Raw genomic sequence first — 21,868 nt, 5'->3', positions numbered from 1 at the left:
GCACGGGGGTGCTTCGTGGGATCGGTCGTTCGGCACGCCGCGGGCGCGGCGGTCGCCTGGCTCGTGTTCACGTTCGAGGGGCTGGTGGGCTACCTCGGCCTGCTGGCGTACGCGTTGGTCACGAACAGCAACCCCGGCGGCCCGCTCGCCGGGCCGGTCTTCGTGCTGGTGGCCGCCCTCGTGGGCCTGGTCGTGGTGCCATTGCTGGTGGTGCCCGCCGCCGTGGTCGGGGAGCTGGCGGGGCGGCGTCGGGGCCGGTTCCTCGGGGCCCTGATCGGCGGCGGCGGTGCCATGCTCATCGCCGCCCTCTGCGCGTTCGTGGTCGCCCTGGCCACCGACGTGTCGGCGAGTGCGGCCCTCCTCGCCGGCCTGGTGGCCGCGCTCGCCGTGGCCGGGCCGGTGGCCGCGCACGCGGCGACGGCCGTGGCGGCCCGGGTCCTGGCCCGGTCGGTTCGCCGGCGGCGGCCGGCTACGGCGCCGGGGGAACCGTTCGTCGGCCTGCCCTCCTAGTCGACGCGGCGCCCGTTCCGTGGCGGGCCGGCATGGTGCGTCATTGGCGTGATGCCTCAGAGTCATAAATATGCCTCTGAGGCATCACGCGCGACGAGAGATGGTGCCCGGCGGGCCTGGGCGCCTCAGTCCGCCGGCTGGTCCAGGCGGCCGGTCGCCGCGAGCCGCTTGTACCAGTGCGCGCTCTGCTTCCACGTCCGCACCTGCGTGTCGTAGTCGACGCGGATGATCCCGAAGCGCCGGTCGTAGCCGTAGCCCCACTCGAAGTTGTCGAGCAGCGACCAGACGAAGTAGCCGCGTACGTCGGCGCCCTGCGCTCGGGCCTCGGCCACCGCGGCGATGTGCCGGCGCAGGTAGTCGATGCGCCGGTCGTCCTGGATCGTGCCGTCGGCGGCCACCACGTCGTCGAACGCCGCGCCGTTCTCGGTGATCATCAGCGGCTGGGCGGGGTACTCGCGGTGCAGGCGCAGCAGCAGCTCGGTGAACGCCGCCGGGTCGATGTTCCAGCCCATGGCGGTGTACGGGCCGGGCTGGGGGAGGAAGTCGACGTCGTCGGCGGCGACCCAGGGCGTGGCCGTGGACTGTCCGTGCCCGTCCGCGTCCGACCGGGGCGACACGCCGTCCCACGCCCGTACGAGCGTGCTGGAGTAGTAGTTGACGCCGAGCACGTCGAGCGGCACCGCGATCAGCTTCTCGTCGCCGTCCCGCACGAACGACCAGTCGGTGACGGCGGCGGTGTCGGCCAGCAGGTCGGCCGGGTACGCCCCGTCCAGCATCGGGCCGAGGAACGCGCGGTTGGCCAGCGCGTCGATCCGCCGCACCGCGTCCCGGTCGGCCGCGGAGTCGGACGCCGGGCGGATGACGTGCAGGTTCAGCGTCACCGACAGCTCGGCCGCCGGCGCCAGCTCCCGCACCACGCGCCCGGCCAGGCCGTGCGCGAGGTTCAGGTGGTGCACGGCGGCCAGCGCCGCGGCCGGCTCGGTGCGCCCCGGCGCGTGTACGCCGGAGGCGTAGCCCAGGTAGGCCGAGCACCACGGCTCGTTGAACGTCGTCCAGGTGTGCACCCGGTCGCCGAGCGCCTCGACGATGCCGGCCGCGTACTCCTCGAAGCGCAGCGCGGTGTCCCGCACCGCCCAGCCGCCGGCGTCCTCCAGCTCCTGCGGCAGGTCCCAGTGGTACATGGTGGCCACCGGGCGCACCCCGCGCTCCAGCAGCCCGTCCACCAGACGCGAGTAGAAGTCGACGCCGGCGCGGTTGAACGCGCCGGAGCCGCCGGGCCGCACCCGTGGCCAGGAGATGGAGAACCGGTACGCGCCGAGGCCCAGGTCGGCGATGTGCCCCAGGTCCTCCTGCCAGCGGTGGTAGTGGTCGGCGGCCACGTCGCCGGTGTCGCCGTTCAGCGTCCGGCCCGGCGTGTGACTGTAGGTGTCCCAGATGGACGGTCCCCGGCCGTCCTCGGTGGCCGCGCCCTCGATCTGGTACGCGGCCGTGGCCGAGCCCCAGACGAAGCTCTCCGGAAAGATGTGTTCGGTCACTGCCGTACTCCCTGGACCTCGCAGTGGTATGCCGCCGACGCGCCCGCCACCAGCTCGGCGCGGGCCGTCCCGTCCTCGAAGCGCACCTCGAAGTCGGCGCCGGGCCCGCCTCCGGGAGAGGGCACCCGCACCCGGGCCCGCTGGCCCGGTGCCGGCGCGAACAGCCGCAACCGTACGCCGTCGGCCCACTCGTAGTCCGGCCGGTCGGTGCGCGAGCCGAACGGGATCACGGCCCCGGGCCGGGCCAGCAGGGGCAGGCTGTCGAACTCGTGCTTCTCGGTGACCCAGGCGGGGCCGGTGAGCTGCTCGCCGGTCACCAGGTGGGTCCAGGTGCCGGCCGGCACGTAGAAGGTGACCTCGCCGTCGGCGCTCATGACCGGCGCCACCAGCACGTCGGGGCCGAGCATGTACTGCCGGTCCAGGTACGCCGCGGCCGGGTCGTCGGGGAACTCGAGCACCATGGGCCGCATCATCGGTACGCCGTCGCGGTGCGCCTCCTCGGCGACGCTCGCGAGGTACGGCATGAGGCCCAGCTTGAGCCGGGTGAAGTGCCGCAGCACGTCGACGGCCTCGTCGTCGAACGCCCACGGCACACGGTAGGAGCCGGAGCCGTGCAGGCGGGAGTGGGAGGAGAGCAGCCCGAAGGCGATCCACCGCTTGAACACCGCCGGGTCGGGGGTGCCCTCGAAGCCGCCGATGTCGTGGCTCCAGTAGCCGAAGCCGGACGCCGCGAGGGACAGTCCGCCGCGCAGCGACTCGGCCATCGCGGGAAACGTCGACTCGCAGTCGCCGCCCCAGTGCACCGGGAACTGCTGGCCGCCGGCGGTCGCCGACCTGGCGAAGACGACGGCCTCGCCCTCGCCGCGCTCGCTCTCCAGGAGGCGGAAGACCGCCTGGTTGTAGAGGTACGAGTAGTAGTTGTGCATGCGCTGCGGGTCGGAGCCGTCGTGCCAGACCACGTCGGTGGGGATGCGCTCGCCGAAGTCGGTCTTGAAGCAGTCGACGCCCATGTCGAGCAGCGCCTTGAGCTTCTCCGTGTACCAGGCGACCGCGTCCGGGTTGGTGAAGTCGACAAGCGCCATGCCGGCCTGCCACTTGTCCCACTGCCAGATCGACCCGTCCGGGCGGCGGACCAGGTAGCCCGCGCGCCGTCCCTCCTCGAACAGGTACGACCGCTGGGCGATGTACGGGTTGATCCAGACGCACACCTTGAGGCCGCGCTCGTGCAGGCGGCGCAGCATCCCCTCCGGGTCGGGGAAGGTCTCCGGGTCCCAGACGAAGTCGACCCAGTGGAACTGCCGCATCCAGAAGCAGTCGAAGTGGAACACCGACAGCGGCAGGTCGCGCTCGGCCATGCCGTCGATGAACTCGGTGACGGTCTTCTCGTCGTACGACGTGGTGAACGACGTCGACAGCCACAGCCCGTACGACCAGGCCGGCACGCGGGCGGGGCGGCCGGTGAGCGCCGTGTAGCGGCGCAGCACGTCCTTGGGGGTGGGCCCGTCGACGAGGTAGTAGGTGAGCGACTGTCCCTCGACGCTGAACTGGGTCTGCGACACCACCTCGGAGCCGATCTCGAACGAGACGTGCTCCGGATGGTCGACGAAGACGCCGTAGCCGCGGTTGCTCAGGTAGAACGGCACGTTCTTGTACGCCTGCTCGCTGGCGGTGCCGCCGTCGGCGTTCCAGATGTCGACGGTCTGGCCGTTCTTGACGAACGCGCCGAAACGCTCGCCCAGGCCGTAGACCGTCTCGCCGACGTCGAGCCCGAGCCGCTCGTGCACGTACGCCCGCCCGTCGGCGTCGGTGACGACACCGATGCTGCGCGCGGTGGACGAGGTGAGCAGGCGATCGCCGTGCAGGAACTCGACCCGCCAGCCGTCGACGAGGGCGACCCGGGCGGTCAGCTCGCCGGTGGTGAGCGAGGCGCTGAGCCCCGTGACGTCGACGGTGACCGGGTGGTCCTCGCGGGTGGCCAGCGCGTACCGCGGCTGCCGGGGCGGGTCGCCGAGGTGGTGGGCGATGGTCACGCCGACGACGCCCGGGGCGGCGGAGAAGAACCGGACGGTGACGAGGGGACGGTTGAGGGTGTCGCCGCGGCCCGTGACGCGGCCGGTGGGAGCGAAGACGGTGAAGCCGCGCTCGTCGGGCTCGACCGACTCCACCGTGCCGGGGCGCAGCACCGTGACCCCGGGTCGCAGTTGCCAGTACCCGTCGGTGAACTTCACTTCTCGGCTCCTGCCGTGATGCCGCGCGCGAGGGTGCGCTGGAAGATGAGGAAGAAGAGGATGGCCGGAACGAGGCTGATCAGCGCGCCCGCGTTGGTCGTCGGCGCGTCCATGAGCCGGTCGCCCTGCAACGACGCCAGCGCGACCGGGATGGTCTGCGTGGAGTTGTCGATGAGCATGACCAGTGGGATGAGGAACTCGTTCCACGTCCAGATGAAGAAGAAGATGAGCAGCACGGCGAGGGTCGGGCGCAGGTTGGGGAAGACCACCCGCCACAGGACCGTCCACCTGCCCGCGCCGTCCAGCGCCGCCGCCTCGAGCAGCGAGCGGGGGAAGGTGCCGAGCACCGAGGCGAGCAGGTAGGTGCCGAACGCGCTCTGGATGACGGTGAAGATGATGATCACCGAGAGCCGGGTGTTGTAGAGGCCGATCTCCTTGGCCACGTAGTAGAGCGGGTAGATCAGCGACTCCTGCGGCAGCATGTTGGCCAGCAGGAACAACCCCACGATCCAGACCCGGCCGCGGACCCGGCCGATGCCGAGGGCGTACGCGTTGAGCAGTGACACGAGGACACCGAGCACCGCCACCGAGCCGGCGATGAGCGCGGAGTTCCAGAGCTTCAGCGGGAAGTCGACCTCGGTCCAGTACGTCCGCAGACCCTTGGTGTAGAACTCCGTGGGCCAGCTCAGCGGCCCGCCGCTCGAGTAGTCCCCGGGTGATTTGAACGCGTTGAGCAGCATGAACGCGAACGGCACCAGCATGACGAGCGCGCCCAGGACGACGAGGGCGAGCACGACCCAGCGGCTCGCGCCGCGGTGGTGCCGGTCGCGGGCCGGCCTCGGCCGGCGTGGTGTCGCGGCGCCGGCGGCCGGCGTGACGGTGACGGCCATGTCAGACCCCCCGGTCCTGGCGCTCGCTGCGGTACTGCGCCCAGATGAACACCACGGCCACCACGACGATGATCAGGGTGAGCACGGTGGAGATCGCGGAGCCGTAGCCGACCTGGAGCTTCTTGAAGAAGGTGTAGTAGGCGAAGTACGACGGCACGTTCGTCGCGTTCTCCGGGCCGCCGCGGGTCAGGGCGAACACCGGGCCGAACACCTTCAACGCGGCGATCGTGCAGGTGAGGGCCACCACGAAGGTCTCCGGCCGGATCTGGGCGAGGGTGATGGCGCGGAACCGGTGGAACCAGCCGGCCCCGTCGACCTCGGCCGCCTCGTACAGTTCCGGGTCGACGCGTTGCAGGGCGGCCATGAAGACGACCACCGGGTAGCCGATCTGCACCCAGATCATCACGCCCATGACGCTGGGCAGGGCGGTGTGCGGGTCGCCCAGCCAGTCGTGGCGCAGCGCGCCGAGGCCCACCGCGTCGAGCAGACCGTTGAACGCGCCGTCGGGGCGCAGGATCCAGCCCCAGACGATGCCGGCCACCACGACCGGCAGCACCTGCGGCAGGTAGAAGGCGGCGCGCAGCGCCGCGGCGGTGCGCGGCCGGAACTTCCGCCCGATGACGTCGAACAGGACGGCGGCGAGGACGAGCCCGGCGAGGGTCGGCACCACCACCATGGCGACGATCATCGCGAGCGTGTTCTTGAACGAGGTCCAGAACACCTCGTCCTCGAGCAGGTGACGGTAGTTGTCCAGACCGATGAAGGTGGGATCGCCGATGCCGGACCACTTGGTCAGCGAGAAGTAGACGGTGCCGACCAGGGGTGCGCCGATGACGAGCACGAAGAGCAGCGCGCCCGGCAGCAGGTAGATCCAGTAGCCGGCGCGGCCGCCGCGGCGCCGGCGGCGGTTCGGCGCCGGGTCGGCGGGTGTGGCGGGCCGCTGCGGGCGGGCCGCGGTCTCGGGGAGTGCCATGGGAGATCCTTCCCGGCGGGGTGGGCACGCCGGCCGTGGCCGGGCGCGCCCACCGGTCGCCGTGTCACTTGCCGGTGATCTCCTTGACGCCGTCCGCGTACGGCTTGGCGATCGCGTCGAGCACCTGGTCGGGCGACTTGGACCCGTTGATCAGGCCCTGGAACCCGGAGACGAGCACGTCGTAGTAGCCGGGCACCGGCCAGTCCGGGTAGAAGGCCAGGCCGTCCTGCTGGCTGACGGTGTTGAAGTTCTCGATCAGCTTGCGGTCCTTCGGGTCGCTGATCTTCGCGGGGTCACCGGCCACCGGGACGCCGCCGTTGTTGCCGATCAGGTCCTGGATCTCGGGCCGCAGCGTGATGTCGATGAAGTCGTACGCGAGGCTCTTGGCCTTGCTGTTGGCGGGGACCACCCAGAGGTTGCCCGACGAGCCGGCCTGGAGCTTGTTGCCGGGGAACAGGAACGAGTCCCAGTTGAACTTGATCTCGCTCTTGAAGCGGCCGTACCACCAGCTGCCGGAGACGATCATGGGTGCCTTGCCGGAGATGAAGGTGGTGCCCATGTCCTCGGCCTTCAGGCTCGCCGAGTCCTTGGCGACGTAGCCCTTCCGCACCCACTCGGCGAACGTGTCCGCCCCGTACTTCAGCGGGTCGGCGTGGAAGTCCACCGGGTTCTTGTACAGCTGGTAGTTGTCGACGAAGCTCCGGTCGGCCTTGGAGAGCGCCAGCTGGTAGAACAGCTGCCCGGCCGGGTACTCGGCGCCCGCCTCGGCCAGCGGCGTGACGCCCTTGGCCACGAAGGTGTCCATGGCGGCGGTCATCTCGGCCAGCGTCGTCGGCACCTTGACGCCGTACTTGTCGAAGAGGTCCTTGTTGTAATAGACCATCACGTACTCGCCGTAGTTCGGCACGCCGTACCAGTTGCCGGACCCCATGACGCCCTTGTCGTCGTACCGGGCGGTGGTCTGGAGGCTGGGGCTGAGCTTGCCGGCCCAGCCGCGCTTGTCGGCCTCGGCCGTGAGGTCGGTGAGCAGCCCCTGGGAGGAGAGCAGGCCGGCCGTCGCGTTGCCCTTGTTGTACTCCATGACGTCCGGGCCCTCGGACGAGTTGATGATCATGCCTGCGTTCTGCTGGATCTGTTCGAACGCCTTGCGCTCGAACTGCACCTCGACGCCCGGGTGCTCGTCCTTGAAGATCTGGATCGCCCGGTCCCAGGCGACCCCCATGGCGCTGTTCGCGCTTTCGTAGTGCCACAGCTTGAGGGTCTTGGCATCGCTGCCGTCGCCGCCGTCGTCACCGCCGCCGCACGCGGCGACGGACGTCGCCGCGGTGGCGGCCACCGCCACCGCGACGACCAGCTTGCGGAATCGCCCCATTGCTATCCTCCTGGTGAGTATCGAGCTGGTACTTACCGGGCCCGTCGTCGCGTGGCAGCGCGGCGGCGGGCCGTCGTGCCTCACCCGGCCGGTGGGCCGGAGCCGGTCGGGTCGATGTGGTGGCCGCCGTTCGCCGGGCCGGTCGATCCCCGGACCTCCAACGTGCACGGCAGCAGGTGCTGGTGGTGGTCGTCGTCGCCGGCGCCCTCCAGCCGGCGCAGCAGCGCCTCGACGGCCATCCGGCCGAGCGCCGAACCGGGCGACGTCATCGCGGTGAGCGCCGGGGTGGCCAGTTCGGCCACCTGCGGCGAGGTCACCATCGAGACCACCGAGACGTCGTCGGGGACGGCGCGGCCCCGGGCGGCCAGTTCGCCGAGGATGCCGAAGATCGCGTTTTCGTTCATGGCGAGCACGGCCGTCAGGTCGGGGGCCTGCGCGAGCGCCGCCGTGAGGGCCGCCCGCCCGCCGGCCGCGCTGTCCTCGGCCGGGATCATCACGGGCTCCAGGCCGTGGCCGGCCATCGCCGCCACGAAGGCGTCGCGGGTACGCAGCGCCGGGCCGTAGCCGGCCGCGATGGTGGCCGCCGAGTGGTTCACGTACACGATCCGCCGGTGGCCGCGGCCCACGAGGTGTGCGACGGCGTCCTTGACGGTCTGCTCGAAGTCGATGTCCACGTACGACAGCCCGGTGGTGTCGCCGGTGCGGCCGATGAGCACGAGGGGCACGCCGGCCTCCTGGAGGACGTCGACCCGACCGTCGTCCACCTGCACCTCCATGAGTACGGCGCCGTCGAGCATCCGCTGGCTCGCGAGCCGGCGCAGGTCGTCGAGGTCGCCGACGCCGACGGGGGAGAGCACGAGGTGGTAGCCGGCGGCGCTGGCCGCGGCCGCCGCCCCGGTCACGAACGCCGTCTCGGTGGCGCCGAGCCCCCGCTCGTCCATGGGCATGAGCAGGCCGAGGATGCGGCTGCGCCGGCTGGCCAGGCCGCGGGCCATCGCGTTCGGCTGGTAGTCGAGCTCAGCCATCGCGGCGAGCACCTTGTCGCGGGTGGCCTGGGAGATCGGGCGGGTGCCGGTGAGCACGTACGAGACGGTGCTGACCGAGACCCGGGCGAGGCGGGCGACGTCGTGCATGGTGGCCACCGCGCCACCTCCTCTGACCAGCAGTGGGATCGCTCCCGGGAGGGTTGTCGAAGCGTTTCGACGAACCGTTTCGACGAACCGTAGGTCACGCGTGACGAGCACGTCAATAGGCGATGTCGCGCAGATGTCCGCGTCTGCGGAACCCGGCCGGGTCAGGCCGGCAGGTCGAACAGGGCCGCCGCGTTGTCCCAGCACACGGCCCGCAACCAGTCGTCGCCGAGGTCGAGCCGGGCCAGGCCGGTGAGCTGCTCCGCGTACGGGTACGGAAGGTTCGGGAAGTCGCTGCCGAGCAGCACCTTGCCGGCCAGCCCCAACTCGCGCAGGCGGGGCAGCTCGTCGGCCGGAAACGGCACGAAACGGTCGAAGAACGACGTGAACGCCATCGTGGTGTCCAGCCGGACCCGCTCGTACGAGGCGGCGAGGTCGAGGAAGGCGCGGTAGTCGGGCGCCCCGAGATGGGCCACGATCGCGGGCAGGGTCGGGTGGCGGGCGAGCAGCGCGGCGAACGGCTCCGGCCCGGTGTTGGCGGTGCCCACGGGGGCGTGCCCGGCGTGCACCACCACCGGCACGGCCGCGTCGGCGAGCAGACCCCACACCTCGTCCAGCGCCGGGTCGGTCGGCGCGAACCCGCCGACCTGCACGTGCACCTTGAACACCCGGGCGCCGGCGTCCAGCGCCGCGCCGACGTAGCCGGCGACGCCCGGCTCCGGGAAGAACGTGGCCGAGGGCAGGCAGCCCGGCGTGGCGCGGGCGAAGTCGAGCGTCCACCGGTTCAGCTCGGCGGCCATCCCCGGCCGGTGGGCGTACGCCAGCGCGCTGAACGCCCGCACCCCGAGCCGCCGCAGGTGCGCGACCCGCTCGGCGTCGCTCCACCGGTACCGGATCGGCCACTCGGTGCCCACCAGCGGCCCGGCCGCGTCGAAGTACGCCCAGACCCGGCGCAGCAGGCGCGGCGGTAGGAAGTGCACGTGCACGTCGGCCAGGCCGGGCAGGCCGAGGCCGCGCCAGAACGCCGGCACCCCGGCGTCGGCGTCGGCGTCGGCCCCGGCCTCGTCGGTCATACCTCGATGTCGAAGCGGTTGAGCACCGGCCGTGCCACCAGACCGGCGGCCGCGAGCACGGCCACGACGGTCAGCGCGGCCCGCAGCACGATCACCTCGGCCTTGCTGCCGGTGCGCAACGCGATGCTGTTGGGCAGGCCGACCATCGTCCACATCCGACGCTTGATCGGGATCGGCCAGAGGATGGGCACGCCCGCCCGAGTGATCATGTCGCCGAGGATGTGCACGAAACAGCCCACGCCCACGGCCGTGCCGATCAGGGGATAGCCCCGGCCGTCGGGCAGGTTGGCCCAGGTGAACCAGGCGGCCGCTGCCGACACCAGCGTGACGATCACCCAGCCGGCCCGCTCCGCCCACTCGTCGAAGAGGCCGCGCAGGGCAAGCCCGATCATGAAGAACAGGATGCCGATGACCGCCCACTTGCCGTACGCCGCGCACAGCGCGGTGGTGCCCCAACCGACCAGGAAGGTGAAGGGCAGGGTGTGGGTGAGCGTGCGGTGGCCGTTGTTGCGCTTCGGGTCCCGGCTGAGCTTCGTGGCGTAGTAGACGCCGAGGGACACCTTCTCCATCACCTCGGCGAAGAACAGGCTCACCACGCCGAAGGTGCGGGCCACGGTGGCGCCGCCCTGGTTGCGGGTCACCTTGCCGGACAGGTCGAGGTCGGGAAAGAGCGCGCCGCCGGCGCAGACCGCGGTGCCGACGGCGAGCGCCAGCGGTGACTGGTGATAGTCGGCGAACTGGTCCAGCGCCCAGGATCCCGCCAACCACACCGCCGCGCCGGAGAGCGCGTGCGAGGGTCCCATCATGTTCGGCTCACCTTTCGAGGGATCTTGCGCGCACGAGCGAGATCACTTTAGCCAGAGCCCGGGCCGACGGGGCAAGCGCCCGGACGGTCCACTTCGGAACGCGTCAGGGCGTGGGGGTGAAGCTCTGCCGGATCATCGCGAAGTATGTCGCGTTGACCTGCCAGTCGAACTCCTTTGTCAACCATGAGACGGTGAACGCGCGGTCGGCCGAGGTGTTCGTGAGCAACCGGGCGGTGTGCACCCGCTGGCCCGCGGCGTCGAGCCACGCGCACTCCCAGACCGCCCCGCCGCGGAACATGTCCATCCGAGAGATGTCCACCCGGTGGTAGCCGGGCAACGCGCCGTCACTGGTGAGCCGCCGTTCCTCGGCCTGCCACCAGGCCACCGGGTCGGCGCGCCGGACGCCCGACTCGACACTGAGCACCCGGGTGCCGCCCGGCTCGCGGAAGCAGGTGACCGCGTCCTCCGTCCAACGCAGCCAGCCCACCGGCGCGGCGATCCGGAAGGCTCCCGGGGCGGTGTACCAGGTCCAGCCGGCGACCAGGCGGAAGCGGGCCCCCCGGGGCGGGCGCACCGACGGCACCGGGGTGGCGACCGGCGGCGGGGTGGCCGCGCAGGCGAAGGTGACCGGCCGGGTGGGGGTCGCTCCGCCGCCGAACCCCGACGGGGATCGGCTCGGTTCGCCGCGGGCGGCCAGCGCGGCGGCGACGCCCACGCTGGCCAGGAGCACGATGGCGGTGGCCGTGCCGGTGAGGGCCGTGATGCGGCGCCGGCCCGATCTCGCTCGCGCGACTCCGGCGCCGGCCGGCGCACGGGATGCCGGCGGGCGCCCGTCCTCCGTCCGGGCGGCGCGCGGGTCGTCGTGGTCGACCGTCGCCGGTCGGAGACCGCCCCGGCCCGATGCGGGCGCGGTCGTCGGCCGGGAGCCGTCCCACCCGTGTGGAGCTTCGCCCACCGGAGCGGGCGCCGCCGAGGCCGGGCCGTCCGCCCCGGCCGACGGGGTCGGCTCGTCCACTCCGGCCGTCGGGGTCGGGTCGTCCACTCCGGCCGTCGGGGTCGGGTCGTCCACTCCGGCCGCCGCGGCGCGCAGCAGTGGCTCGGCCTCGGCGGCGGTGAGCCGTCTCCATGGATCACGCTGCAACAGGCCGGTCAGCACCGGACGCAGTGGCCCGGCGCGACGCATCGGGGCCGGGGGCTCGGTCGCCAAGGCGGTCAGCGTGGCCATCGCGTTGGCCCGGGCGTAGGGAGGCCGGCCCTCCACGGCGGCGTAGAGCGTGGCGCCGAGCGACCAGAGGTCGGTACGCGGGTCGGACACCCCGTCGCGCGCGCGTTCGGGCGCCACGAAGTGCGGCGATCCGAGGATCATGCCGGGCCCGGTCATCCCGCCGTCGCCGCCGGTGAAGGTGGCCAGGCCGAAGTCGGTCAGCACCACCCGTCCGTCGGCGGCCACCAGCACGTTGTGTGGCTTGACGTCGCGGTGCAGCACTCCGGCGGTGTGCGCGGCACGCAGCGCGGCCAGCACGGCGAGCCCGATCCGGGCCGTCCGACCCGGACTCAGCGGGCCGTCGGTGGCGAGGATCTGCTGCACCGAGCGGGACTCCACGTACTCCATCACGATCCAGGGGCTGTCCCGGTCGTGGACCACGTCGTAGAGCCGGACGACGTTGGGATGGTTGAGCCGGGCGGCGGTGCGCGCCTCGCGCAGGGAGCGCAACCGCACCTCGTCGCGCTCGGCCTCGCCCAGCCAGGCCGGAGGCACGATCTCCTTGACGGCGACGTCCCGGTGCAGCATCTCGTCGCGCGCCAGCCACACCCGGCCCATCCCGCCGGTGCCGACCAGGTCGACCAGCCGGTACCGGCCCGCGATCAGCAACTGCCGCACGGTCGCGTTCCCCCTCGGTGACCCCCGGTAACACGATAGCCACCGGGCGCGGGTTTCTCACCACCCCGAACGGTCAGCGTGGCGGGCGTGGCAAGTGGCCGTACGACCCCCGGTCGTACGCGTCGCTCAGCAGGCCGTGTGTGCGGCGAGCAGGTTGCCCTCGGGGATGGTGATGCGGGGCCGGGGGCCGGCGTGGCGAGCGGCGGACCGGCCGGCCTGCACCGGCTCGTGTTCCCGGCGGGCGGCCGCGTAGGTGGCCGCCGTGCGGTCCGCGATGGCGGCCCAGCCGTACCGCCGGCCGACCATGGCGCGGGCCTTGCGGGCCACCCGCCGGGCGAACACCTCGTCGCCGAGGAGCTGGTCGACGGCGCCGGCGAGGGCGTCGGGGTCGCTGTGCGGGAAGGTCACCCCGGTCACGCCCGGCTCGACGATCTCGGCGAGCCCGCCGGTGGCCGCCACGGCGAGGGGCGCGCCGGCGGCCGCCGCCTCCAGCGCGACCATGCCGAAGGGCTCGTAGAGGCTGGGGACCACGGTCGCGTCGGTGGCGCCCAGCATCGCGGGCAGCCTGGTGGTGTCGAGGAAGCCGGTGAACCGGACGGTCGACCCGAGCGCGAGCCGGTGGCTCTCCTCCTCCAGCTCCTCCCGGTAGGGCCCGTCGCCGGCGATCACGACGCGCAGGCCGGGGTGGCGCCGCCGGAGGTACGGCACCGCGTGCACCAGGTGCTGCACGCCCTTCTCGTAGACGAGCCGACCGGCGTACCCGACGAGCGGGCCGTCGCCGGCGAACCGCGCCCGGGCCGAGGCGACCGCCCGCGGCCGGGCCCGCCACGCGCGCTCGTCGACGCCGTTGGGCACCACGTCGACCTGCCCGGCCCGCAGCTGGAACAGCCCGGCGACCTGATCTCGCATGTAGCCCGAGCAGACGATCACCCGGGTCGAGGAGTTGCTGAGCCAGTGTTCGACGCCGTGGATGGTGCGGTTCATCTCCTCGGGCAGCCAGCCCTGGTGCCGGCCGGCCTCGGTGGCGTGGATGGTCGTGACCAGCGGGATGTCCAGGTGCTCGCGGAGCGTGATCGCGGTGTGGGCGACGAGCCAGTCGTGGGCGTGGATGACGTCGTACTCGCCGGCTTCGGTGGCGCGTAGGGCGGCGCGGGTGAGGGTGTGGTTGAAGGCCATGGTCCAGGCCAGGAGGCTGTTGGTGGCCAGGGGGAAGGTGACGGGGTCCTCGGCGGCGCGGATGATGCGGACGCCGTCGGCGTACTCCTCGAGGGGTGCGCCGTCGGCGTGGCGGGTGACGACGGTGACCTGGTGGCCGGCGGCGGCGAGGGCGACGGACAGGGCGTGCACGTGCCGGCCGAGGCCGCCCACGAGCACGGGCGGGTACTCCCACGACAGCATGAGCACCCGCTGGTGCCGGGCGGGGTGGATGTCGATCACGTCGGCGTCAGCGGACATGCGGCCCCCTTCGCATCTCTCCGGGCACGCGCCGACCGGCACCGCCGTCGGTGCCCCCGCCGCGTGTGGGATCGGCACCCATCCTGCCCGTGCCGGGCTAACCAGCGGAGACGCACTCGTTGCGGTGGTGTAAAGCGCTATCGACCCGACCGTCGCGCGCGAAGCAGCTCGGCCACCGACCACGCCTGGAACGGGCACCCGGTGGCCCCGTGCGGCGGCAGGCCGTCGGCCGTCTCGCTCACCGATCCTAGCCCGAATTCGGTCAAATGCGCGTCAATACCAACGAAAAGGTCGTCGACGGGTATCTTGGCGCGACGGCAGGCGTCCACGTACGGGCCGAACAGCCACGGCCAGACCGTGCCCTGGTGGTAGCCGCCGTCGCGCTCGGCCGGGCCGCCGCGGTGCCGCCCCACGAACTCCGGCGCCTCTGGCGCGAGGCTGCGCGGGCCGAGCGGGGTGAGCAACGCGCCCGCGAGCCGGCGCAGCGTCGGCTCGTCCGGCTCCAGCGGGGCGTACGGCAGGGACCAGGCCAGCAACTGGTTGGGCCGCAGCGAGTCGTCGTCGTGCTGCGCCGCCCCGCCCAGCGGATACGCGGGCGCCGGCGCGTCCACCACGTCGTGCAGCCAGCCCGTCGGGGCGGGGTAGCGCTCCCGGAACGAGGCGGTGGCACGGGCCTGCAGCCGCCGCAGGTCGGCCGGGTCCCCGCCGGTCGCCTCGGTCAGCTCGGCGAGACCCGCCAGCCCGTTGATCCAGAGGGCGTTCACCTCCACCGGCTTGCCGGTGCGCGGCGTGACCGGCACCCCGTAGACCCGGGCGTCCATCCAGGTCAGCGCCGTGTCGGCGGCGCCCTGGGTGAGCAGCCCGTCGGCCGGGTCCACGCCGATGCCGTACCGGGTGCCGGCCCGGTGCGCCTCGACCACGCCGTGCAGCGCCGGCAGCAGCTCCGCCGCCAGATCCGTGTCGCCCGTGAGAGCGACGTGCCGGTCCACGGCGTGCAGGAACCACAGCGTGGCGTCGACGGTGTTGTGCTCCACCCGGCCGGTGTCCGCCGTGTTCGCGAGCATCCCCTCCGACAGCGTGGCCGCGTACGACCGCAGCAGCTCCCGGCCGAGATCCGCCCGGTTGGTGCAGAGGAACAGGCCCTCGTACGAGATCATCGTGTCGCGGGACCAGGTGCCGAACCACGGGTAACCCGCGACGACGTCCGCCGGTGACTCCTCGGTGCGCACCACGAACGCGTCGGCGGCCAGGGCCAGCGCGGCCTCCACGTCGTCGGCGGGCTTCGCCTGCGCCACCACCTGCCGGTTGCGCCGGCGGGCCGCCTCGACCACCTCGGTGGCCGGCATCGGCTCGGACGCCAGGTCGTGCTTCCAGGCCAGCACCGACACCGTGTCGCCCGGGCGCTCCAGGGCGCCGGAGAACCGGCCCGCGTACCAGAGGTCCTCCTGCGCGTTCAGACCGCGGGCCGCCTCCTCCCGGTGGTGCACCCCGAGCCACCACTGGCCCTCCGGCACCCAGCCGGGGCCGGCGAGCCGGAACGCGCCCTCCACGACCGCCCCGCCGGCCACCGCGTCGACGCGGGGCGCCGGGCCGTCGGCCCGGCGCTCGCCGTGCGCGTCCCGCCAGGTGCAGGCGGCGGCGAGGTCGAGCCGCACCGGGCCGCCCGCGACCAGCCGGTGCACCACGGCCACGCACGAACGGCCGGGCAGCATCGCCAGTTCCCGCTCGATCACCACGTCGCCGATGCGCCACCGCCACCGGGGCACGCCGTCGACCAGAGCGAACTGCTCGAGCAGCTCGAATCCGCGCGGATCCACGGCGCCGGAGGCCCACTCGTGCGCGCCGAGACGCACCCGCGCCCCGGACGGAAGCAGCACCGCCGGGTCGAGGCTCACGAGCCCCAGGCGACGGACCGCCGGCCGATCACCCGCCACCATGAGCAGCCCGTGGTAGCGGCGGGTGCGCAGGCCGCTGACCGTGCCCATGGCGTACCCGCCGAGGCCGTCGGTCACCAGCCACTCCCGGGTCGCGCCGCTGGTCAGCTCGGTGCAGATCTGCGGGCCGAAGCGAATGTCGAACAACTTTCCTCCACCGGGAATGGCGTGCGGAACGCCACGACGAGAATGGCCCGTGTGGTCAAGTACCCGGGCGGCGTCGAAGATGTGCAGGTGATCACTGACCGATCGTCCTCCGGGACGCCAGCGCCGGACGCCGAGCGGACCCGGCTCGCCCAGGCCGACGCCGGGGAGCAGGACTGGCGCGCATGGGGCCCCTATCTGGCCGAACGGGCATGGGGGACGGTACGGGAGGACTACAGCGAGCACGGTACGGCCTGGGACTACTTCCCGCACGACCACGCGCGGTCCCGAGCCTACCGATGGAACGAGGACGGCATGGCCGGCGTCTGCGACGACCGGCAGACGTTCTGTTTCGCGCTCGCGCTCTGGAACGGCCGCGACCCGATCCTCAAGGAGCGGATGTTCGGCCTCGGCGGCGACGGCGGCAACCACGGCGAGGACGTCAAGGAGTACTGGTGGTACGAGGACTCCACGCCCACGCACTCGTGGATGCGCTGGCGCTACCACTACCCGCAGGCCGCCTTCCCGTACGACGAGCTCGTCGCCGTGAACGCGCTGCGCGGCCGCGACGACACCGAGTACGAGCTGGTCGACACCGGCATCTTCGACGACGACCGCTACTGGGCGGTGACCGTCGACTACGCGAAGGCGTCCCCCACCGACCTGTGCGTCGTGGTCACGGTGGCCAACCGGGGCGACCGGGCGGCGACCCTGCACGTGCTGCCCACCCTCTGGTTCCGCAACACGTGGGCGTGGGGCCTGCCCGGCGCGGACCGGGTGCCCCGGCTGCGGGGTGACGGCTCGCGGCTGGTCGGCGAGCACCGGGTTCTCGGCCAGTTGCTGCTGGAGGGGGAGGGCGACCCCACGCCGCTGCTCTGCGACAACGACACCAACGCCGAGCGCCTCTGGGGGTTGCCGGGCCGTTCGCGCTACCCGAAGGACGGCATCAACGACCACGTGGTCAACGGCGCGCCCACGGTCAACCCGGCGGGGGAGGGCACGAAGGGCGCGCTGCACTACGTGCTCGACGTGCCGGCCGGCGGGCAGCGACAGATCCGGCTGCGGCTGACCCGCACCGCCCCGCCCCCGGCGGGGAGCCCCCCGCCGCCCGCGGACCTCGGCGCCGGCTTCGACGCGGTGGTCTGGGCCCGCCGGGCCGAGGCCAACCGGTTCTTCGCCGGCGTCATCCCGCCCTCGGCGACACCCGACGAGGCGCTGGTGGCCCGGCAGGCGATCGCCGGGCTGATGTGGGGCAAGCAGTTCTACCACTTCGACGTCAAACGGTGGCTCGAGGGTGATCCGGGCTCGACACCCCCGCCGGCCGGTCGCCGCCACGGGCGCAACAGCCACTGGTGGCACATGACCAGCTTCGACGTGATCTCCATGCCGGATCCCTGGGAGTACCCCTGGTACGCGGCCTGGGACCTGGCCTTCCACTGCGTCAGCATCGCCCGCGTCGACCCGGGTTTCGCCAAGGCCCAACTGCTGCTCCTGCTCCGCGAGTGGTACCTGCACCCCAACGGGCAGATCCCGGCGTACGAGTGGGCGTTCGGGGACGTCAACCCGCCGGTGCACGCCTGGGCGGCGCTGAAGGTGTTCGAGATCGACGGTCGCCGGGACCACGAGTTCCTGGCCCGGGTGATGCACAAGCTCATGCTCAACTTCACCTGGTGGGTCAACCGGAAGGACGTCGGCGGCAACAACGTCTTCGAGGGCGGCTTCCTCGGACTGGACAACGTGGGGCCGTTCGACCGCTCGGCGGCGCTGCCGGTGGCCGGGGTGCTCGAGCAGTCCGACGGCACCGCCTGGATGGCGATGTACGCGCTCAACCTGCTCGACATCGCCGTCGTGCTGGCCGAGCACGACCGCACCTGGGCGGACACGGCTACCAAGTTCTTTGAGCACTTCGCCTACATCGCGGCCGCGGCGTACGAGCAGGGGCTCTGGGACGACGAGGACGCGTTCTTCTACGACGTGCTACGGCTCGCCGACGGCACGAAGGTGCCGCTGAAGGTCCGGTCGGTGGTGGGGCTGCTGCCGCTGGCGGCGGTGACCCGGCTGACCGCCCGCACCCTGCGCCACCTGCCCGAGCTGGGCGCGCGGCTGCGCTGGCTGCTCGCCAACCGGCCGGAGTACGCCCAGGTCGTCGGTGCCCGCCGGCTGGGCCCGGACGGCCGGCAGCAGCGGCTGCTGTCCATGGTGGGCCCGGAGCAGATGGTCCGGTTGCTGGCGCGGATGCTGGACCCCGACGAGTTCCTCTCCGAGTACGGCCTCCGTACGCTCTCCCGGGCCCACCTCGACAAACCGTTCGCCGTCACGCTCGGCGGCCAGGAGTTCTGCGTGGGCTACGAGCCGGCCGAGTCCACGAGCGGGCTCTTCGGCGGCAACTCCAACTGGCGCGGTCCGATCTGGATGCCGACGAACTTCCTGCTCATCAGCGCGCTGCGCGACTACGCCGCCTTCTTCGGCGACGACCTCCGGATCGAGTACCCCACCCGGTCCGGGGTGCAGCGGACGCTCACCGAGATCGCCGACGACCTCTCTGCGCGGCTCGTGTCGCTGTTCACCCGCGACGGTTGGGGGCGGCGACCGATCTACGGCGCCGCGCAGCTCTTCCAGACCCACCCGGACTGGCGGGACCTGCTCTGCTTTCCCGAGTACTTCCACGGCGACAACGGCGCCGGGCTCGGCGCCTGGCACCAGACCGGCTGGACGGCGCTGGTGGCGGACCTGATCCTCACCCTGCGTCGCTGACGGCACGATCCGCGGAGCGGGCGGGCATCCAGATCGATCGTTGTCCGGCTATCGTTCGATGCCGTGGGGTCCTGACCGTCAGACGGGGATGAGGTGAGGGACCGTGCTGTCGTCCGCGACGGTGCGTCGGCGGAGCCTGTTGACCGCGGCCGCCGGTGCACTGCTCTGTCCGGCCGCAGCGGGTTGCGGCGGCGACCCTGCCATGCGCGGTCCGCTGCGGATCGCCGCCGGCGGGCGCGGCGGGGTCTACTTCCAGCTCGGCACGGGGTTGGTCCGCGCGCTGCGGCGGGCCCATCCCGAGCTGCGCGCGGAGGTGCTGGTCACCGCTGCCTCGGCCAGCAACGTGGAGCTGGTCGGCACCGGCGGGGCTGAGGTGGGCTTCACCCAGGCCGACGTGCTGGTCCCGCCCCGGCGGCCGGACGTGTCGGCGCTGGCCCGCCTCCACGACGACTACCTGCACCTGGTGGTGCGCCGCGAGGCGCCCGTGCAGTCGGTGACCGACCTTCGGGGGCAGCGTGTGTCGCTGGGCGCCGCCGGGTCCGGCACGGAGGTGCTCGCCGAGCGGGTGCTGACGGCCGCCCGGTTGCCCGTGAGCGAGGTGGTGAACGTCCGGCTGGGTGTCGACGAGTCGGCCGCGGCGCTCGCCCGGGGCTCGGTGGCGGCCTTCTTCTTCTCCGGTGGACTGCCGGTGACCGCCATCGCGGCGCTCGCCGCCGTGACGCCGGTGCGGCTCGTCGACCTGGGGCGCTACGTGCCCGACCTGCGGGGCCGCTTCGGGGAGGTCTACGCCGAGCTGTCCATCCCGACCTCCACCTACGGCGGCCGGCCGACCGCCACCGTGGCGCTGCCCAACTATCTCGTGGTGTCCCCGGCGATGCCCGACGAAACGGCCTACGCGCTGACCGAGGTGCTGCTGGAGCAGCGGGACGTGCTGGCCAGCGAGCATCCGGCCGCCGAGCAGATCAATCGGCGTGAGGCGATCGCGACGGATCCCCTACCGCTGCATCCAGGAGCCGTTCGGTACTTCCAGGAGAGCAAACCGTAGCCGCCGGCTCGGCCGGTGCGCCTGCCGCGAGGTGCAGGGCGGCGTCCAGGCCGCCGGTGTCGGCGTGGTCGAGTTCCAGCCGTCCGCCCGCCGCGGCGGTGAGCGCCGCGACGATGGACAGCCCCAGGCCGTGGCCCGCCACGTTCTGCGACCCGGGGGCCCGCCAGAACCGCTCGGTGGCCCGGGCGAGCCGGTCGGGTGGAAGGCCGGGCCCGTCGTCGAGGACGTGCACCGTCGGCCGTTCGCCGGCGACGACCCGGACCGTGACGGTGTGCGCGCCGAACTTGAGCGCGTTGTCGATAAGCGCGTCGAGGCACTGGTCGAGGCCCGTGGTGACGGTGAGCACCGGCAGCGGGCCGGCCGGCGCGTCGAGACGCAGCCGGGCGCCGCGACCGGTCGCCACGGGCGCCCACGCCCGTACCCGGGCCGCGGCGACGCCGACCGCGTCCACGGTGACGGTGGGGTCATTCCCGCGCTCGGCGCGGGCCAGGGCGAGCAGCCCCTCGAGCATCTGGCGCAGCCGGTCGATCTCCTCCACGGCGAGCCGGTGCTCGGCCCGGCCCTCCTCGGTCAGCGGTTCCACGCCCAGCGACTCCATCCGCAGCAGCAACGCGGTCAGCGGGTTGCGGAGCTGGTGACTGGCCTGGGCCACGAACGCCCGTTGCCGGGCGAGCACCTCGGTGACCCGGTCGGCCATGTCGTTGAACACCACGACGAGCCGGCGCAGCTCGGGTGGGCCCGCGTCGGCCGGCGCCCCGGCCGTGTACCTGCCGGCGGCGAGTTCCTGGGCGACGCGGTCCAGCTCGCGGACCGGACGCAGGGTCCAGCGGGCGAGCAGGGTCGCGGCGAGCAGGCACACCGCCATGGGGACCGTGCCGGCGGCGGTCAGCAGGAGCCATCCGCGGACCGTCTCCGCGCGTTGCCGGTCGGTCGGGGACATGGTCACCACCGCGCCGATCGCCTGGCCGCCGCTGGACACCGGCACGGCGATCACGAGCCATCGGGGCCCCCAGGGCCAGATCCGGGTGTCGGAGCCCTCCTGCGCGCCGGCCAGGGCCCGGCGCAGCACCGGCCCGATGTCCACCCCGGTGGCCGCTCGGGCCGTCCGCCGCGCGTCCGCGTCGGCGTCCGCGCCGCTGCCGGAGTGCGCCACCGTACGACCGTCGGCGTCGGCGACGAGGGCGTGGATCCCGTACAGGTCCTCGTACCGCACGAGTGCCGCGCGCAGCGCCGCGCTCTCGCCGCTGCGCAGCGCCGGTTCGGCGACGGCGGCCAGGGCGATCGCATCGGCCAGCCGGTCCGCGGTGACCCGGTGGCTGTCGTGCCCGACGTCGGTGATCGCCAGCGGCACGGCAAGGGCGAGCAGCACCGCCGCCAGGAGCGACGCGTAGCCCAGGACCAGCCGTCGGCGCACCGTGCCCGCCCCTAGCGCGCGTGCAGGCGGTAGCCGACGCGACGAACGGTGCGGACCAGGTCGGGGTTGCCGAGTTTGGCGCGCAGCGCCGCGATGTGCACCTCCAGCGTGCGGCCACCTCCGAAGGTGGTCTGCCAGACGGCGAGCAGCAGCTCCTCGCGGGTGACCGCCACGCCGGGCCGGCTTGCCAGCGTCAGCAGCACCTCGAACTCGGTGCGGGTGAGGCTGATCTCGCGGCCGTCGAGGGTGACGTGCCGGGCGGTGACGTCGAGCCGCAGCGGACCGACCTCGAGCACGTCGCTGGTCGGGCGGGCGGCGTGGACGACGCGGCGCAGCACGGCCTCGATGCGGGCCTGCAGCTCGGCCATCGAGAACGGTTTGACCACGTAGTCGTCGGCGCCGGTGCGGAGGCCGGCGACGCGGTCGTGCTCCTCGCCCCGCGCGGTCACCGCGATGATCGGCAGGTGGCGGGAGCGCTCACGCAGCCGCCGGCACACCTCGAGGCCGTCCCGGTCCGGTAGCCCCAGGTCGAGCAGGACCAGGTCGGCGGCCGGGGCGGCCAGCGCCTCCTCGGCGGTGGTCGCGCAGTTCACGGCGTAGCCCGTCCGGCGTAGCGCACCGGCGAGCGCGGCGGACACCCGGACGTCGTCCTCCACCAGCAGCACCCGCACGGCTCCGACAGTAGCGGCACGGCCGGCCTTCGGGCGAGCACCGTCATCGATG

Annotated in this window: 16 protein-coding genes; 3 read left to right on the top strand and 13 right to left on the bottom strand. The window is 72.9% G+C overall.

Features of this window, described 5'->3' with window-relative positions; translation table 11 throughout:
* Positions 1-15: 15 nt before the first annotated feature.
* Positions 16-510, top strand: coding sequence for a hypothetical protein (locus ACSNOA_RS22730; protein WP_436661221.1), 495 nt, complete (start codon positions 16-18; stop codon positions 508-510).
* Positions 511-635: 125 nt separating this feature from the next.
* On the opposite strand, the gene ACSNOA_RS22725 is transcribed toward ACSNOA_RS22730, so the two are convergent.
* The 11 genes from ACSNOA_RS22725 to ACSNOA_RS22675 all read right to left on the bottom strand — a co-directional run bounded on the left by ACSNOA_RS22725 (position 636) and on the right by ACSNOA_RS22675 (position 15,935).
* A complete protein-coding gene (locus ACSNOA_RS22725) occupies positions 636-2,045 on the bottom strand; it encodes a GH1 family beta-glucosidase (protein ID WP_436661219.1) in 1,410 nt (469 codons plus the stop codon).
* A complete protein-coding gene (gene yicI, locus ACSNOA_RS22720; RefSeq protein WP_436661218.1) occupies positions 2,042-4,273 on the bottom strand; it encodes an alpha-xylosidase in 2,232 nt (743 codons plus the stop codon). Before yicI ends, ACSNOA_RS22725 begins: the two co-directional genes overlap by 4 nt.
* Entirely contained in the window at positions 4,270-5,163 is an 894-nt protein-coding gene (locus tag ACSNOA_RS22715) for a carbohydrate ABC transporter permease (protein WP_436661216.1), read from the bottom strand. Before ACSNOA_RS22715 ends, yicI begins: the two co-directional genes overlap by 4 nt.
* Position 5,164: 1 nt before the next feature.
* Positions 5,165-6,136: a carbohydrate ABC transporter permease gene (locus ACSNOA_RS22710; RefSeq protein WP_436661214.1), complete on the bottom strand. Its 972-nt coding sequence runs from the start codon at positions 6,134-6,136 to the stop codon at positions 5,165-5,167.
* A 64-nt stretch (positions 6,137-6,200) separates the two neighbouring features.
* The gene (locus tag ACSNOA_RS22705) at positions 6,201-7,508 is read right to left on the bottom strand and encodes an ABC transporter substrate-binding protein (RefSeq protein ID WP_436661213.1); all 1,308 of its coding nucleotides are present in this window, start codon (positions 7,506-7,508) and stop codon (positions 6,201-6,203) included.
* A gap of 80 nt (positions 7,509-7,588) precedes the next feature.
* Positions 7,589-8,641 (bottom strand): LacI family DNA-binding transcriptional regulator, encoded by a 1,053-nt coding sequence (locus ACSNOA_RS22700; protein WP_436662415.1) that lies wholly within the window; start codon positions 8,639-8,641, stop codon positions 7,589-7,591.
* 161 nt (positions 8,642-8,802) lie between these two features.
* Positions 8,803-9,711, bottom strand: coding sequence for an amidohydrolase family protein (locus ACSNOA_RS22695; protein ID WP_436661211.1), 909 nt, complete (start codon positions 9,709-9,711; stop codon positions 8,803-8,805).
* Entirely contained in the window at positions 9,708-10,517 is an 810-nt protein-coding gene (locus ACSNOA_RS22690) for a metal-dependent hydrolase (protein ID WP_436661210.1), read from the bottom strand. The genes ACSNOA_RS22695 and ACSNOA_RS22690 overlap by 4 nt, the downstream gene beginning before the upstream one ends.
* Before the next feature lie 103 nt (positions 10,518-10,620).
* Entirely contained in the window at positions 10,621-12,399 is a 1,779-nt protein-coding gene (locus tag ACSNOA_RS22685; protein ID WP_436661208.1) for a protein kinase domain-containing protein, read from the bottom strand.
* 126 nt (positions 12,400-12,525) lie between these two features.
* Positions 12,526-13,854: a glycosyltransferase family 4 protein gene (locus ACSNOA_RS22680; protein ID WP_436661206.1), complete on the bottom strand. Its 1,329-nt coding sequence runs from the start codon at positions 13,852-13,854 to the stop codon at positions 12,526-12,528.
* 137 nt (positions 13,855-13,991) lie between these two features.
* Positions 13,992-15,935 (bottom strand): amylo-alpha-1,6-glucosidase, encoded by a 1,944-nt coding sequence (locus ACSNOA_RS22675; RefSeq protein WP_436661204.1) that lies wholly within the window; start codon positions 15,933-15,935, stop codon positions 13,992-13,994.
* Between the two features lie 42 nt (positions 15,936-15,977).
* On the opposite strand from ACSNOA_RS22675, the gene ACSNOA_RS22670 reads away from it, so the two are divergent.
* Together ACSNOA_RS22670 and ACSNOA_RS22665 are read left to right on the top strand one after the other, a co-directional pair.
* Positions 15,978-18,686, top strand: a complete 2,709-nt coding sequence (locus ACSNOA_RS22670; protein ID WP_436661202.1) for an MGH1-like glycoside hydrolase domain-containing protein — start codon at positions 15,978-15,980, stop codon at positions 18,684-18,686.
* A gap of 103 nt (positions 18,687-18,789) precedes the next feature.
* Positions 18,790-19,731 (top strand): TAXI family TRAP transporter solute-binding subunit, encoded by a 942-nt coding sequence (locus ACSNOA_RS22665; protein WP_436661200.1) that lies wholly within the window; start codon positions 18,790-18,792, stop codon positions 19,729-19,731.
* On the opposite strand, the gene ACSNOA_RS22660 is transcribed toward ACSNOA_RS22665, so the two are convergent.
* On the bottom strand, positions 19,649-21,145 hold the full coding sequence (locus ACSNOA_RS22660) for a sensor histidine kinase (protein ID WP_436661199.1): 1,497 nt from the start codon (positions 21,143-21,145) through the stop codon (positions 19,649-19,651). The genes ACSNOA_RS22665 and ACSNOA_RS22660 overlap by 83 nt on opposite strands.
* An 11-nt stretch (positions 21,146-21,156) precedes the next feature.
* The gene (locus ACSNOA_RS22655) at positions 21,157-21,816 is read right to left on the bottom strand and encodes a response regulator transcription factor (RefSeq protein ID WP_436661197.1); all 660 of its coding nucleotides are present in this window, start codon (positions 21,814-21,816) and stop codon (positions 21,157-21,159) included.
* Positions 21,817-21,868 lie beyond the last annotated feature (52 nt).

It is taken from the genome of Micromonospora sp. URMC 103 (assembly GCF_051386435.1).
Classification (GTDB): Bacteria; Actinomycetota; Actinomycetes; order Mycobacteriales; family Micromonosporaceae; genus Micromonospora.
This window is presented reverse-complemented; position numbering and strand designations above follow the sequence as displayed.

Excerpts from the sequence above, each read along its gene's own strand:
- ACSNOA_RS22700 (WP_436662415.1), bottom strand. The coding sequence starts at position 8,641 with ATGCACGACGTCGCCCGCCTCGCCCGGGTCTCGGTCAGCACCGTCTCG.
- ACSNOA_RS22705 (WP_436661213.1), bottom strand. The coding sequence starts at position 7,508 with ATGGGGCGATTCCGCAAGCTGGTCGTCGCGGTGGCGGTGGCCGCCACC.
- ACSNOA_RS22670 (WP_436661202.1), top strand. The coding sequence starts at position 15,978 with ATGGCCCGTGTGGTCAAGTACCCGGGCGGCGTCGAAGATGTGCAGGTG.
- ACSNOA_RS22710 (WP_436661214.1), bottom strand. The coding sequence starts at position 6,136 with ATGGCACTCCCCGAGACCGCGGCCCGCCCGCAGCGGCCCGCCACACCC.
- ACSNOA_RS22680 (WP_436661206.1), bottom strand. The coding sequence starts at position 13,854 with ATGTCCGCTGACGCCGACGTGATCGACATCCACCCCGCCCGGCACCAG.
- ACSNOA_RS22695 (WP_436661211.1), bottom strand. The coding sequence starts at position 9,711 with ATGACCGACGAGGCCGGGGCCGACGCCGACGCCGACGCCGGGGTGCCG.
- ACSNOA_RS22690 (WP_436661210.1), bottom strand. The coding sequence starts at position 10,517 with ATGATGGGACCCTCGCACGCGCTCTCCGGCGCGGCGGTGTGGTTGGCG.
- ACSNOA_RS22715 (WP_436661216.1), bottom strand. The coding sequence starts at position 5,163 with ATGGCCGTCACCGTCACGCCGGCCGCCGGCGCCGCGACACCACGCCGG.